Origin of the sequence: Micromonospora sp. KC213 (genome assembly GCF_004348325.1) — a bacterium.
Taxonomy (GTDB): Bacteria; Actinomycetota; Actinomycetes; order Mycobacteriales; family Micromonosporaceae; genus Micromonospora.
In genome coordinates, this window is record NZ_SMKF01000048.1 from 1 (window position 1) to 14,232 (window position 14,232).

Sequence of the window (14,232 nt, forward strand, 5' to 3'; positions counted from 1 at the left end):
CTCCAGGCCGCCCTGCCCGCCCCGGCCGGGTCCGGCCCGGCCACCGACCCGCCCGTCCCGTCGACGGCCAGGGACGGCGACCCGCGCTGGTGGATCGACCGCGACTCCCGGCTACGCCGATGGGAGGGACGGCTACCGGACCGGACGCCGGTCACCGCCGAGTTCGACCACCTCGACCGGCCGGCGTTCTGGCCCGTCGACGCGCTCGGTGGCCGTCCCGGGCTGCCCCGACCGCTGTTCGACCCGGAGGCCGAACGCCTGGCCCGGGTGCCCGCCCGGTTACGGGCCGAGGCCGGTGCCGCCGTCACCGTGACCGCGCCCCTCGGCACCGTCGCCAACCTGCGCGGCTCGGGTTGGCTGAGTTGGACCGGCCGGGCGGCGTATCTGTCGGTGGCCGAACTGGACACCCTCGGCCGGCACACCCTGCTGCACCGCCACCCCGGCGGTTTCGCCCGGATCGAGGTGCCGGTCGGACCGGGCGCGGGCGGCGTCACCGCACCCGCTGCTCCGCCGCTGCCACCCCCGCCCGACACCGGCTGGCGGCGCAGCGTACGCCCCACCGACGACCTGGACCTGCTGGTGGACGCGGCGCTGCGAGCCGCCGCGGCGCCGGTCCGGCCCGGCACCGCGGTGTGGCTGCGAATCGACCAGGTCGGCGGGCGGGTGGTGGACGTCGTCGAGCTACGCGAACAGGGGCTACGTCTGCGGTACTGGCTGGACCGGACGGGACTGCCACGCCGGCTGGAGCTGCGCGCCGGCACCAACGCCTGGGCGCAGCTCGATCTCACCCCGGGCGTCGTGCCCGCCGGGGTCGTGCCACCGCGCCCCGCGGCCCCGGGCACCCGCCCGGGAGCCGGCGACGCCTCCCGTCCCGGCGCACCGGTCCGAGGCCGGTGATCCGGTGACCGTCACCGGTCAGGGTCGCCAACCGGTGCGGGTGGCCCACTCCTCGGCGCGTGGGCGCGCCTCGTCGAACCAGCGGCCCTTCGTCGTGGCGTACTCGCCGTCCTCCGGGGCCCTCGCCGCCCGCTCCCGCTTGAGCAGCAGGTAGGCCGCCCGCTGGTCGGGGTCGGCGCGCAGGTGGTCACGGGTCAGCAGAGCATGCCGCCAGCCGGGCGAGCCGGCCACCCGCAGGTACAGGCTGGCCGGTCGGCCCGGGTCGGCGCTGCCGTGCAGCCGTTCCTCCCACCGCCCGTCGCCGCCCGGCCCGGGCGTGTCCCGCTTGTCAGGCGGTATCCGGGGGAAGCCGGCCTCGGCGAGCCGGTCGGCGAGCGACCCGTCCGCCTCTGCCAGGGAATCCACGGTGAGCTGGATGTCGATCACGTCACGGGCGGCCAGGCCGGGCACGGCGGTCGAACCGATATGGTCCAGCCGGGGGTTCGCCGGGGCGGCGGCGTGCCGGATCCGGGCCGCCAGCCGCGCGTACTGCTCTGCCCAGGTCGGGTTCGGCCCGGTGAGCACCACCCGGTCGGGGCGCACGGCGCGGCGCTGCCGTACGTTGCTTTCGTAGGGCAGCAGCCGGTCCCACCACAGGTGGTCCACCGCCACGTGCAGGTCGTCGACCGTACCGTCGTTGGGCAGGACCACGTCGGCCGCCGCCCGACGCCGGTCGTCGTCGGCCTGGGCCGCGATGCGCCGCCCGGCCTCCGCCGGCGCCATGCCCCGGTCGCGCGCCAACCGCTCCAGTCGGGTCGCCACCGCCGCCTGCACCACCACCACCAGGTGGTACGTCGGGGCGAGCCCCACCTCCACGAGCAACGGAACATCGTTGACCACCACCGCGTCCGGCGGCGCGGCGGCGATCAGCTCGGCGGTACGGGCGCGGACCCGCGGGTGGGTGATCGCCTCCAGCCGGCGTCGTGCGGTCTCGTCACCGAAGACCACCGCGCCCAGCGCCGCGCGGTCCAGCGCACCCCGGGCGTCCAGCACCCGATCCGAGAAGGCGGCGACGATCTCGGCAAGCCCCTCGGTGCCGGGCGCGACCACCTCACGGGCGATCCGGTCGGCGTCGACGACCAGCGCGCCCCGCTCGGCCAGGCGGGCCGCCACCGCACTCTTGCCGGAGCCGATCCCGCCGGTCAGTCCCACCTTCAGCACCGCACCAGTACACCGGATCGTCTCTCGCCCCGCCACCGCACCCCACCCCGGACGGCCTCACCCACCACAGGCGGAAGCCCCGCCCCCGGCGACCCGGTGGAACCGGATCGCGGGGACGGGGCTCGTCAGTGACGGCTCCCCGTCGCTGTGCGGCGTCAGCCACTCAGCGCTGGAGTGTCACAGGGTCACTTGCCGCCGGCGAGCTTCTCCCGCAGCGCGGCGAGCGCCTCGTCGGTGGCCAGCGTGCCGGCCGGCTCCTCGGCCTGGCGGCTCGGCGCCGCGCTGGTCGAGGTGGTGGTGCCGGTGACGGCCGGAGCCGGGTTGGCAGCGGCCTCGGCGTCGGCGGCACGGGAGTTCTGCACCTGCTTGGTGTGCGCCTCCCAGCGCTGGCGTGCCTCGGCGTACTGCTGCTCCCACGCCTCGCGCTGCTTCTCGTACCCCTCGAGCCACTCGCCCGTCTCCGGGTCGAAGCCCTCCGGGTAGATGTAGTTGCCCTCGGCGTCGTAGGTCGCGGCCATGCCGTAGAGGGTCGGGTCGAAGTGCTCCTCGCCCTCGACGAAGCCCTCGTTGGCCTGCTTGAGCGACAGCGAGATGCGGCGGCGCTCCAGGTCGATGTCGATGACCTTGACCATGACCTCGGAGCCGACCTGGACGACCTGCTCCGGGATCTCCACGTGCCGCTCGGCCAGCTCGGAGATGTGGACCAGGCCCTCGATGCCGTCGTCCACCCGGACGAAGGCGCCGAACGGCACCAGCTTGGTGACCTTACCCGGCACGATCTGCTGGATCGCGTGGGTACGGGCGAACTGCCGCCACGGGTCCTCCTGGGTCGCCTTCAGCGACAGCGAGACCCGCTCGCGGTCCAGGTCGACGTCCAGGACCTCGACCTCGACCTCCTGGCCGACCTCGACGACCTCGGACGGGTGGTCGATGTGCTTCCAGGACAGCTCGGAGACGTGCACGAGGCCGTCCACGCCGCCCAGGTCGACGAACGCGCCGAAGTTGACGATCGAGGAGACGACGCCCTTGCGGACCTGTCCCTTCTGCAGCTTGTTGAGGAACTCGGTGCGCACCTCGGACTGCGTCTGCTCCAGCCAGGCCCGGCGGGACAGGACCACGTTGTTGCGGTTCTTGTCCAGCTCGATGATCTTGGCCTCGAGCTCGCGGCCGACGTACGGCTGCAGGTCACGCACCCGCCGCATCTCGACCAGGGAGGCGGGCAGGAAGCCGCGCAGCCCGATGTCGAGGATGAGGCCACCCTTGACCACCTCGATGACCGAACCGCGGACGACGCCGTCCTCGTCCTTGATCTTCTCGATCGTGCCCCAGGCCCGCTCGTACTGCGCCCGCTTCTTGGAGAGGATCAGACGACCCTCCTTGTCCTCCTTCTGGAGGACAAGCGCCTCGATGTGGTCACCGACCGAGACGACCTCGGCAGGGTCCACGTCGTGCTTGATCGACAACTCCCGAGAGGGAATGACGCCCTCGGTCTTGTAGCCGATGTCGAGCAGGACCTCGTCCCGATCGACCTTGACGACGGTGCCTTCGACAATGTCGCCGTCGTTGAAGTACTTGATGGTCTCGTCGATCGCGGCGAGGAAAGCCTCCTCGGAACCGAGATCGTCGTGGGTGACCCGGGTGGCGCTCGAGGGGGCCTCGATGCTGCTCGTCATGTGGGCGGTTGCTCCGGTCGGATGGGTTGTCACAGCAGGCGTGGTGTCGCGGTGACCTGTCCGCGCCAGCGGATCCGTCGCCGGGCACACCGAACGATCGCCAAGAGAAGATCATTAGTGGCTCCGGTGACCGCGCACCTGCTCCCTGCCGAGGCACACGATCCGCGAGCGCGTCGTCTAGCCTACCTGCTGCATTACCACAGCGTGCAAGCCCTCCCGCCTACCGACGGACGCGTCAGCTGCGAAAGCGGAGATATAGGTGGGAAAACGCCACAACTGTCTCCCGCGTCACATCCACCCCGGGAAAGATAGCGCATCCGCGGCCGGCCGCCGCCGCCACCCGCACGCGTAGGGCCTAGCGTGAGCGGGTGGACGACGACAACCGGGTGGCCCGCCGCCGGGTCGACGCCGCGGAGACCCGCCGCGCCAACCGTGGCTGGTGGGACGCCGACGCCGACGACTACCAGGCCGAGCACGGCGCGTTCCTGGGCGACGTGGACCTCGTCTGGTGCCCGGAGGGGCTGCGCGAGGCCGACGCCCGGCTGCTCGGCGACGTGGCGGGGCGCCGGGTGCTGGAGGTGGGCTGCGGCGCCGCCGCGTGTGCCCGCTGGCTGGCCACCCAGGGCGCCCGGCCGGTCGCCTTCGACCTGTCCGCCGGCATGTTGCGGCACGCCGCGCGCGCCGCCGGCACCACCGGGGTACGCGTCCCGCTGGTGCAGGCCGACGCCCTCGCGCTGCCCTTCGCCGACGCCACCTTCGACATCGCCTGCACCGCCTTCGGCGCGGTCCCCTTCGTCGACGACTCCGCCGCGCTGATGGCCGAGGTCCACCGGGTGCTGCGCCCGGGCGGCCGGTGGGTCTTCTCGGTGACCCACCCGATGCGCTGGATCTTCCTCGACGACCCGGGCGAGGGCGGGCTCACCGCCGTGCACTCGTACTTCGACCGCTCCCCGTACGTGGAGCAGGACGAACACGGCGTGGCCACGTACGTCGAGCAGCACCGCACGCTCGGCGACCGGATCCGCGAACTGGTCGGCGCGGGGTTCCGCCTGGTCGACCTGGTGGAGCCGGAGTGGCCAAAGGGGCACCGGGAGACCTGGGGGCAGTGGAGCCCGCTGCGCGGCCGGCTCTTCCCCGGCACCGCCATCTTCGTCACCGACAAGCCGGCCGACTGAGCCATCCGGTCCGCAGCCGCCCACCGCTGGCACCGCACACCGACGGTTGCCCCGCTGGGCCGCGTCGCACCGCGGGTGCGACCGAGTGCCCCGCGCCCGGCGCTAGGCTCACGGCATGAGCGCCGAGCTCGTCCCGACATCACCTGGCCCCTGGTGTCCGGATCCGATGCGGCAGCAGCGTGCGGACTACACGCTGGAGGATCTGCTCGCCCTGCCGGACGACGCCCCCCGCGTCGAACTCGTCGACGGGGTGATCCAGGTGACGCCCTCCCCCACCCTGGGCCATCAGGAGATCGCCGGCCTGCTGTGGCTGTGGCTGCGATCCCATGCACCGGCTCAGCTACGAGCCACTCAGTCCGTTGGCGTGGGGCTCAGCCCCAACACCAGCCGACAGCCGGACGTACTGCTGTGCCACGCCGGGCTGCCCGCCGACCGGTCCCGGCTGCGGCCGGCGGACGTCGTGCTGGCGGTCGAGATCGTCTCCCCGGGGACCCGGCGCGTCGACCGGTTCGCCAAGCCCGGCGAGTACGCCGCCGCCGGCATTCCCTTCTACTGGCGTATCGAACAGGACCCGGTGCACCTCTACGCGTACCGCCTGGGCGACCGAATCGGGCCGGGCGGCGAGCGGCAATACGAGCTGGTGGCCGACAGCGCGGAGCTGGTCGAGCTGACCGAGCCCTTCGACATCAAGTTGGCGATCGCCGAGATCACCCCCTGACGGTCTCCGGCTGATCCGCGCCGGAGCCACCCGCCGTGCCCGGCCGCCGTTTCCCGTCAGACGCTACGGGTACCCGGGCGGCATGGCTGAGAAGGAGTTCCACGAGGGCGACCACGTCTCCTGGGCCAGCCACAGCGGTCGGGCGTACGGGGTCGTCAAGGAGCGGATCACCGAGCGGACGCACGTGCGTGGGCACACCGTCGACGCCTCGCCGGACGACCCGCAGTACCGCATCCGCAACGACCACTCGGGTCGCGACGTGGCCCACCGTCCGGAGGTGCTGCGGCATGAACCAAGGTGACGATCCGCAACAGACCTACCGCGAGTTCACCGACGCGGTGAACATGAAGCCGGGCGAGCTGTCGGCGTGGCTGGAAACCGACGAGTCCAAGCAGGTCGGCTGGCACAAGGGCGGGCGCTCCGGTGGCGGCGAGTCGGTCGGCCACGAGTCCGGCCGGCGGATCATCGACCTGCTGCGCCGCAAACGCGACCAGCTCAGCGACGCCGACTACCGGCACATGCGCAAGGTTGTCGGGTACGTCCGGCGGCACATGGCGCAGCGGCCGAGCGGTGACGTCAGCCGGACCCGGTGGCGGTACTCCCTGATGAACTGGGGCCACGACCCCGTCAAGGCCCCGCTCCCACCGCCCGGCGGCCCGTCCCGCAAGGCGCTGGAACGACGCGGCGCCCCGCCCGAGGAGCGCCGAGGCCCACGACGCTGACCGGCCGGGGTTGCCCTGCCGTTGACCGATCGCTTGACCCTGCCACCGACGGCAGGGTCAGACGATCATCGGTATGAACGACGAGCTGGCCGCGGTACGCCGCTGGCAGCTCGACCACACTCCCCTGGGACGGATCGGTCGTCCGTAGGACGTAGCCTGGGCGATCGTGCGGCTCTGCGACCCGGCGGCGGCCTTCGTCACCGGCGTGGTGCTGCCGGTGGACGGTGGGGCGGTGGTCGCCTGACCGAACGGCTGCCGGCGAACGGGCGACGCGGTCCTCACCCGGCGGACACCGCGACGTCGCACGGCGCAGTCGGTCGCCGAGCCGAGGCGGTGGAACGGAGGCGGGCACGTGCGGATCGGCGAGTTGGCCAGGGTGACGGGCTGCACCCCCGATCCCTGCGGCACTACGAGCAGCACGGGCTGATCACCTCGGCGCGGGCGGCGAACGGGTACCGCGAGTACGGCGAACGCGAGGTGACCCGGGTTCGTAACACCCGGTACCTGCTCGGTGCCGGGCTGACCCTGGAGGACGTCCTGGTCTTCCTGCCCTGCCTGGACGGTGACGTGGCCGCCGCGCCACCCTCCCCGGGCGGGCTGCGGGTGGGGCGGGAGCGGCTCGCCGTGCTCGACGCCCGGATCGCAGCCCAGATGGCGGCCCGGGACCGGCTCGCTGCCGCACTTCGCGACGCCGCCGCGGCCCTCGCCGAGCCGGGCTGCGAGAAACGGCCGGCGTCACCGCCGGCCGTTTCACCCCACCCCGCCGTGCCCGCGAGCGACGCCCACTAGGAGCGTCGTCGGTCAGTGGTCGGCGCTGTTCCAGTCGCGGCCCTCGCCGACGGAGACCTCCAGCGGCACCGACAGCGGGTACGCCTCCCCCATCTCCTTGCGCACCAGCGCCTCCAGGCTCTCCCGCTCGCCCGGGGCCACCTCGAAGACCAGCTCGTCGTGCACCTGCAACAGCATCCGCGAGCGCAGCCCGGCGTCACGCAGGGCGGTGTCGACGTGCAGCATGGCGACCTTGATGATGTCGGCCGCCGAGCCCTGGATGGGGGCGTTGAGCGCCATCCGCTCGGCCATCTCCCGACGCTGCCGGTTGTCGCTGACCAGGTCGGGCAGGTACCGCCGGCGGCCCAGGATGGTGGAGGTGTAGCCGTCGTGCCGGGCCCGGGCCACCACCTCGTGCAGGTAGTCGCGTACCCCGCCGAAGCCGGCGAAGTAGTTCTCCATGAGCCCGCGCGCCTCCTCGGCGGTGATGCCGAGCTGTTGGGAGAGGCCGAACGCGCTCAGCCCGTACGCCAGGCCGTAGTTCATCGCCTTGATCTTGCGCCGCTGGTCGGCGGTGACCTCCTGCACCGGCACCCCGAACACCGACGAGGCGGTGGCGGCGTGGAAGTCGGCGCCGGAGTTGAATGCCTGGATCAGCGCGTCGTCCAACGACAGGTGCGCCATGATCCGCATTTCGATCTGGCTGTAGTCGGCGGTGAGGAGGCATTCGTATCCCTCCCCCACCACGAAGGCCCGCCGGATGCGTCGCCCCTCCTCGGTGCGGATGGGGATGTTCTGCAGGTTGGGCTCGGTGGAGGAGAGCCGGCCGGTCGCGGCGACCGTCTGGTTGAAGGTGGTGTGGATGCGGCCGTCGTCGGAGACCGACTTGAGCAGCCCGTCCACGGTCGACTTCAGCTTGGCGACGTCACGGTGCCGCAGCAGGTGTTCCAGGACCGGGTGCGGGTTCTGCGCGTACAGCCATTGCAGAGCGTCGGCGTCGGTGGTGTAACCGGTCTTGATCTTCTTGGTCTTGGGCAGCCCCAGCTCGCCGAAGAGAATCTCCTGGAGCTGCTTGGGCGAGCCCAGGTTGAACTCCCGCCCGACCGCCGCGTACGCGCCCTGCGCCGCGGCCTTCACCTCGGCGGCGAAGTGCGCCTCCAGCTCCGACAGGTAGGACGTGTCGGCGGCGATGCCGGTGCGCTCCATCTCGGCGAGCACCCGCATCAGCGGCAGCTCCACCTCGGCCATCAGCCGGGTGGACTGCTCGCCGTCACGGGACAGCTCGGCGTCGATCGCGTCGGCCAGGTCGAGGGTGGCCCGGGCCTGGAGCATCAGGTTCTGCTCGGCCTCACCGTCGTTGCCGAACCCGTCCAGGGTGAGCTGGCCGGTCTCCGGGGCGTCGACGCGCAGCTCCCGGTGCAGGTAGCGCAGCGCCAGGTCGGTCAGGTCGTACGAGCGCTGGTCGGGACGGGCCAGGTAGGCGGCGATCTGGGTGTCGCGGGCGATGCCGTACAGGGACCACCCGTGCGCGGCGAAGGCGAGCACCGCCGGCTTGCTGTCGTGCAGCACCTTGGGGCGTGCGGCGTCGGCCAGCCAGGCCGCCAGGGCCGTCTCGTCGGCCGGCTCCAGCCCTGTCGGGTCGCACCAGGCCGCCGCACCGCCGGAGGTGGCCAGCGCCAGGCCGGTCACCGAGGCGGTGTGCCGCCGGTTGGGGCCGGTGTCGAGCTTGACCGCCAGCCCGACGGCAGTGTCGGCGGGGGCGTGCGTCTCCAGCCAGCCGGCCAGCGCGCCGGGCGCGGTGAGGAGCTCGCCGGCCAGGTCGAAGCCCGCCTCGGCCTCCGGCTCCACCGCTTCGAGGTACTGGTAGAGGCGGTCACGCAGGATGCGGAACTGGAGGGTGTCGAAGACCTGGTGCACGGCCTCCCGGTCCCAGCCCTGCCAGCGGGCGTCCTCCGGGCGGATCGGCAGCTCCAGGTCGGAGACCAGGCAGTTGATCTCGTAGTTGCGGATCACGTCGGCGAGCCGCTCGCGCAGGCTGTCGCCGGCCTTGCCCTTGATCTCGTCGGCCCGGGCGATCACGCCCTCCACCCCACCGTACGTGTTGATCCACTTCGCGGCGGTCTTCGGGCCGACCCCGGGGATGCCGGGCAGGTTGTCGCTGCTCTCGCCGACCAGGGCGGCCAGATCCCGGTACCGCTCGGGGCCGACGCCGTACTTCGCCTCGACCGCCGCCGGATCCATCCGGGCCAGGTCGGAGACGCCCTTGCGCGGGTAGAGCACCGTGATGTCGTCGCCGACGAGCTGGAACGCGTCCCGGTCACCGGTGCTGATCAGCACCTGCATGCCCTGGTCGCGGGCCTGGCAGGCCAGGGTGGCGATGATGTCGTCGGCCTCGTAGCCCTCTTTCTCCACCACCGGGATCCGCAGCGCGGCGAGCACCTCCTTGACCAGACTGACCTGCCCCTTGAAGTCGGTCGGGGTCTCGCTGCGGCCGGCCTTGTACTCCGCGTACCTGTCGGTGCGGAACGAGCGGCGGGAGACGTCGAAGGCGACCACGATGTGGGTGGGCTGCTCGTCACGGAGCACGTTGATCAACATCGAGGTGAAGCCGTAGACCGCGTTGGTCGGCTGCCCGGTCGTGGTGGAGAAGTTCTCCACCGGCAGGGCGAAGAAGGCCCGGTACGCCAGGGAGTGTCCGTCGACGAGAAGCAGGCGCGGCGTCGTAGCTGTCACGGCAGCGACTCTAGTCCGTACGACCGACAAGCCCGGCCCGCGGCACGGCCGAACCGGCGGAAGCTGCCCGGATCGACCGCGCTGTCCGTACCGGTCGGGTCCGGTGCGGCGCACCGGACCCCGACCGGTCACAGCACCTTGGCCAGGAACGCTCTGGTGCGCTCGTGCCGGGGGTTGGCGATGACCTCTCGCGGGTCGCCCTGCTCGACGACCACGCCCTCATCCATGAAGACCAGGTGGTCGCCGACCTCCCGGGCGAAACCGATCTCGTGGGTGACCACGATCATCGTCATGCCGTCGCGGGCGAGGTCCTTCATCACGTCGAGCACCTCGCCGACCAGCTCCGGGTCGAGCGCGCTGGTCGGCTCGTCGAAGAGCATCAGCTTCGGCCGCATCGCCAGCGCCCGGGCGATCGCCACCCGCTGCTGCTGCCCGCCGGAGAGCTGGCTCGGGTAGTTGCCGAGCTTGCCGCCCAGCCCCACCCGCTCCAGCAGCGCGGCGGCCCGGTCCCGGGCGGCGGCCTTCTTCTCCCGCCCCAACAGCACCGGCGCCTCGACGACGTTCTGCAGCACGGTCATGTGCGGGAAGAGGTTGAACCGCTGGAACACCATGCCGATCACCCGGCGCTGCGCGGCCACCTCGGACTCCCGCAGCTCGTGCAGCTTCCCGCCGCGTTCCCGGTAGCCGATCAGCTCGCCGTCCACCCAGATCCGGCCGGCGTTGATCTTCTCCAGGTGGTTGACACAGCGCAGGAAGGTCGACTTGCCGGAGCCGGAGGGCCCGAGCAGGCAGCACACCTCGCCGGCCCGGACCTCCAGGTCGATGCCCCGGAGCACCTCCAGCGGCCCGAACGACTTGTGTACCTGCTCGGCCCGGACCATCAGCCCGTCGCCGGTGCTCGCCGTACCGGCCTGCGCCGGAACCGTCACGCCGTCGGTCACCGGATCACCTCGCTCGCGCCGCCACCGGTCTCCGCCGCCAGACCCCGCAGCCGCAGCCGCGCCTGGCCGCTGCGCCCGACGCCCTTGGAGAAGTGCCGCTCCAGGTAGTACTGCCCGACCAGCAGCACGCTGGTCAGCAGCAGATACCAGATGGTCGCCGCGACCAGCATCGGGAAGACCTGGAAGCTGCGGCTACCGACGGCCCGGAGCTGGAAGAACAGCTCCGCGGAGACCGGCACGAAGGCCACCAGCGAGGTGTCCTTGAGCATTGCGATGGTCTCGTTGCCAGTCGGCGGGACGACCACCCGCATGGCCTGCGGCAGCACGATCCGACGCAGGATCTGCGCGCGGGTCATGCCCAGCGCCTGGGCCGCCTCGGTCTGCCCCTCGTCGACCGACTGGATGCCGGCCCGGACGATCTCCGCCATGTAGGCGGCCTCGGACAGGCCCAGCGCCAGCATGCCCGCGACGAAGCCGGTGAGGATGTCCACCGCGCTGAACCCGAACAGCCGGGCCTCGAAGTTGTCGATGCCGAACAGCGCGCCGATCTGCCGGTCGAACGGCAGCCCGAACTCGATCCGCGCCCAGAGGATGCCCAGGTTGCCGAAGAGGATCGCCAGCACCAGCCGGGGCACCGCCCGGAAGAACCAGGTGTAGGTCCACGAGACGCCACGCAGGATCGGATTCGCCGACAGCCGCATGACCGCGATGACGACGCCACCGACGATGCCGATCGCCATCGACGTCACCAGCAGCGCGATGGTGCCGCGCAGCCCCGCGACAATCGGCGGACGGAACATCTCGTCGGCCATGAAGGACCAGTTGAACGCCGTGTTCGTCACCAGCAGGTGGACGAACATGGCGACCAGCACCCCGATCACGGCGACGGCGACCCACCGCCCGGGATGCCGCACGGGCACGGCTCGGATGGGTTCCGGCCGTGCCCGTTCGGGTGTTTCCGTCTTGACCGGCATGGTCAGCCGGCGGGGTTGAGTTCAGCGGTCGTGATGGCGCCGCCCTCGACGCCCCACTTGGCCAGAGCCGACTTGTAGCTACCGTCGGCGATGACCGCCTGCACGGCCTCCTTGAGCACCTCGGCGAAGGCCAGTTGGTCCTTCTTCACCGCGTACCCGTAGGGGGCCGACTCGTAGATGTCGCCGAGCGGCGCCAACTGGCCGCCGCTCTGCTTCACCGCGTACGCGCCGACCGGGGAGTCGGCCAGCATGGCGTCGTCCTTGCCGCTGACCACCGCGGCGGTGGCGTCGCTCTGCGCCTGGTACTGGTCGATGGTGATGGCCGGCTTGCCGGCGTCGGTGCACTTCTTCGACCGGGCGGTGGTGTCGTCGAGCTGCACCGTGCCGACCTGCACGGCGATCTTCTTACCGCAGGCGTTCTCCGGGTCGACGCCGGCCGGGTTGCCCTGCTTGGTGGCCCACTGGGTGCCGGCGGAGAAGTAGCTCACCATGTTGACGCTCTTGAGCCGCTCGGCGTTGATGGTGAACGAGGAAACCCCGACCTCGTACTTGCCGGAGTCCACGCCGGGCAGGATCGCGTCGAACGGGGCCGACTCGTACTCGGCCTTGAGGCCGAGCTTCTGCGCGACCGCGTTGAACAGGTCGATGTCGAAGCCGACGACGGTCTTGCCGTCCTGGTCGAGGAATTCGGCCGGGGCGTACGTCGAGTCGGTGCCGACCTTGATCACACCGTCGGCCTTGACGGCGTCCGGCACCTTCGCGGCGAGCGCGGAATCGGCGGCGGCGGTGACGGACGGGCCGGCCCCGGGCTGCTGGCTGTTCTCCTTCTCGCCGCACGCGACGAGAGACAGGGCCAGCAGCGCGGCGCCGGTGACGCCGAGGACGGCACGGCGACCACCGTGGGAGTTGAACATGAACGCTCCTTGCGACGAGGGGTGGGCGCCGGTCAGGCCACGCCGAGGTACGCCTCTTTGACCGACGGGTCGTGCAGCAGATCCGCACCGGTACCGCTCTTGACGATCCGGCCGGTCTCCAGCACGTACGCCCGGTGCGCCCGGGCGAGCGCCTGCTGGGCATTCTGCTCGACGAGCAGGATGGTGGTGCCCTGCTGGTTGATCTCGGTGATGATGCTGAAGATCTGCTGGATCAGCATCGGCGCGAGACCCATCGAGGGCTCGTCGAGCAGCAGCAGCTTCGGCCGGCTCATCAACGCCCGGCCGACGGCCAGCATCTGCTGCTCGCCGCCGGAGAGCGTGCCGCCCGGCTGCTTGCGCCGCTCGGCCAGCCGCGGGAACAGCTCCAGCACCCGGTTCAGGTCCTGGGCGATGCCCGCCCGGTCCCGCCGGGTGTAGGCGCCCATGTCGAGGTTCTCCAGCACCGACATGCCCGGGAAGATGCCCCGCCCCTCGGGCGCCTGACACAGACCGCGCCGCACCCGCAGGTCTGCCCGCAGCTTGGTGATGTCCTCGCCATCGAACCGGATCCGCCCGGAGGCGACCGGCCGGATCCCGGAGACCGCCCGCATGGTGGTCGACTTGCCGGCACCGTTGGCGCCGATCAGGGCGACGATCTCGCCCTCCGCCACGGTCAGGCTGATGCCGTGCAGCGCCTGGATCCGCCCGTACAGCAGGCTCACGTCTTCGATCTCAAGCAGCATCGTCCGGCACCCCCAGGTACGCCGCGATCACCTTCGGGTTCTCCCGCACCTCGGCGGGCAGGCCCTCGGCGATCTTCTTTCCGAACTCCAGGACCACGATCCGGTCGGTGACACCCATCACCAGCCGCATGTCGTGCTCGATCAGCAGCACGGTCACGCCGCTGTCCCGGACCTGCCGGATGAGCTGGAGCAGCTCCTCCTTCTCCGCCGGGTTGAAGCCGGCGGCCGGCTCGTCCAGGCAGAGCAGCACCGGATCGGTGGCCAGCGCCCGGGCGATCTCCAGCCGGCGCTGCTCGCCGTAGGAGAGGTTGCGGGCGAACTCGTGCATCCGCGGGCGGATCCCCACGAACTCCAGCAGCCGCTCGGCCTTCTCGCGCCCCTCGCGCTCCTCCTTCCAGTACCGGGGCAGCCGGAACAACGCGGAGATCACGCTGGTCTTGTGGTGCGCGTCGGCACCGACCAGGACGTTCTCCAGCGCCGTCATCTCGGGGAAGAGGCGGATGTTCTGGAACGTCCGCGCCATGCCCATCTTGGTGATCTGGTGCCGCTTCTTGCCGCTGATCTTCTCGCCGCGGAACCGGATCTGACCCTCGGTGGGCTGGTAGATGCCGGTCATGGCGTTGAAGCAGGTGGTCTTGCCGGCGCCGTTGGGGCCGATCAGGCCGAGGATCTCACCCTTGTACAGGGTGAAGTCCACCTGGTTCAGCGCCACCACGCCGCCGAAGCGCAGCGTGACGTTGTCGACCTCCAGCAGCGGCTCCCGCGCGGGCACCG

At 71.5% G+C, this 14,232-nt stretch carries 13 protein-coding genes and 1 pseudogene; 6 read left to right on the top strand and 8 right to left on the bottom strand.

Features of this window, described 5'->3' with window-relative positions; translation table 11 throughout:
• Positions 1-897: pseudogene (locus E1166_RS30900) on the top strand (hypothetical protein); the annotation flags it as partial.
• An 18-nt stretch (positions 898-915) separates the two neighbouring features.
• Here the strand turns inward: E1166_RS30900 and coaE are convergent.
• The gene (gene coaE / locus E1166_RS12785) at positions 916-2,097 is read right to left on the bottom strand and encodes a dephospho-CoA kinase (RefSeq protein WP_132338712.1); all 1,182 of its coding nucleotides are present in this window, start codon (positions 2,095-2,097) and stop codon (positions 916-918) included.
• Between the two features lie 185 nt (positions 2,098-2,282).
• Positions 2,283-3,770, bottom strand: coding sequence for a 30S ribosomal protein S1 (gene rpsA / locus E1166_RS12790; RefSeq protein ID WP_132266547.1), 1,488 nt, complete (start codon positions 3,768-3,770; stop codon positions 2,283-2,285).
• A 368-nt stretch (positions 3,771-4,138) separates the two neighbouring features.
• On the opposite strand from rpsA, the gene E1166_RS12795 reads away from it, so the two are divergent.
• The 5 genes from E1166_RS12795 to E1166_RS12820 all read left to right on the top strand — a co-directional run bounded on the left by E1166_RS12795 (position 4,139) and on the right by E1166_RS12820 (position 7,174).
• Complete coding sequence (locus tag E1166_RS12795; protein WP_132338714.1) at positions 4,139-4,945, top strand: class I SAM-dependent methyltransferase; 807 nt, start codon at positions 4,139-4,141, stop codon at positions 4,943-4,945.
• Positions 4,946-5,060: 115 nt separating this feature from the next.
• Positions 5,061-5,663 (top strand): Uma2 family endonuclease, encoded by a 603-nt coding sequence (locus tag E1166_RS12800; RefSeq protein ID WP_243710324.1) that lies wholly within the window; start codon positions 5,061-5,063, stop codon positions 5,661-5,663.
• A gap of 82 nt (positions 5,664-5,745) precedes the next feature.
• The gene (locus tag E1166_RS12805) at positions 5,746-5,964 is read left to right on the top strand and encodes a DUF2945 domain-containing protein (RefSeq protein ID WP_132266538.1); all 219 of its coding nucleotides are present in this window, start codon (positions 5,746-5,748) and stop codon (positions 5,962-5,964) included.
• Positions 5,951-6,385: a DUF3140 domain-containing protein gene (locus E1166_RS12810; protein WP_132338716.1), complete on the top strand. Its 435-nt coding sequence runs from the start codon at positions 5,951-5,953 to the stop codon at positions 6,383-6,385. Before E1166_RS12805 ends, E1166_RS12810 begins: the two co-directional genes overlap by 14 nt.
• A 333-nt stretch (positions 6,386-6,718) precedes the next feature.
• Complete coding sequence (locus tag E1166_RS12820; protein ID WP_243710325.1) at positions 6,719-7,174, top strand: MerR family transcriptional regulator; 456 nt, start codon at positions 6,719-6,721, stop codon at positions 7,172-7,174.
• A 12-nt stretch (positions 7,175-7,186) separates the two neighbouring features.
• On the opposite strand, the gene polA is transcribed toward E1166_RS12820, so the two are convergent.
• The 6 genes from polA to E1166_RS12850 form a co-directional block, all read right to left on the bottom strand.
• On the bottom strand, positions 7,187-9,886 hold the full coding sequence (gene polA / locus E1166_RS12825) for a DNA polymerase I (RefSeq protein ID WP_132338718.1): 2,700 nt from the start codon (positions 9,884-9,886) through the stop codon (positions 7,187-7,189).
• Positions 9,887-10,014: 128 nt separating this feature from the next.
• A complete protein-coding gene (locus E1166_RS12830; protein ID WP_165944323.1) occupies positions 10,015-10,767 on the bottom strand; it encodes an amino acid ABC transporter ATP-binding protein in 753 nt (250 codons plus the stop codon).
• 56 nt (positions 10,768-10,823) lie between these two features.
• Positions 10,824-11,801 (bottom strand): amino acid ABC transporter permease, encoded by a 978-nt coding sequence (locus E1166_RS12835; protein ID WP_132266520.1) that lies wholly within the window; start codon positions 11,799-11,801, stop codon positions 10,824-10,826.
• Between the two features lie 2 nt (positions 11,802-11,803).
• On the bottom strand, positions 11,804-12,715 hold the full coding sequence (locus E1166_RS12840) for an ABC transporter substrate-binding protein (RefSeq protein WP_132338722.1): 912 nt from the start codon (positions 12,713-12,715) through the stop codon (positions 11,804-11,806).
• A 32-nt stretch (positions 12,716-12,747) separates the two neighbouring features.
• Positions 12,748-13,458 (bottom strand): ABC transporter ATP-binding protein, encoded by a 711-nt coding sequence (locus E1166_RS12845; protein ID WP_132266514.1) that lies wholly within the window; start codon positions 13,456-13,458, stop codon positions 12,748-12,750.
• Positions 13,448-14,230 carry an ABC transporter ATP-binding protein gene (locus E1166_RS12850; protein ID WP_207914206.1) on the bottom strand — a complete coding sequence of 261 codons (783 nt, stop codon included), beginning with the start codon at positions 14,228-14,230 and terminating at the stop codon, positions 13,448-13,450. The genes E1166_RS12845 and E1166_RS12850 overlap by 11 nt, the downstream gene beginning before the upstream one ends.
• Positions 14,231-14,232: the final 2 nt, after the last annotated feature.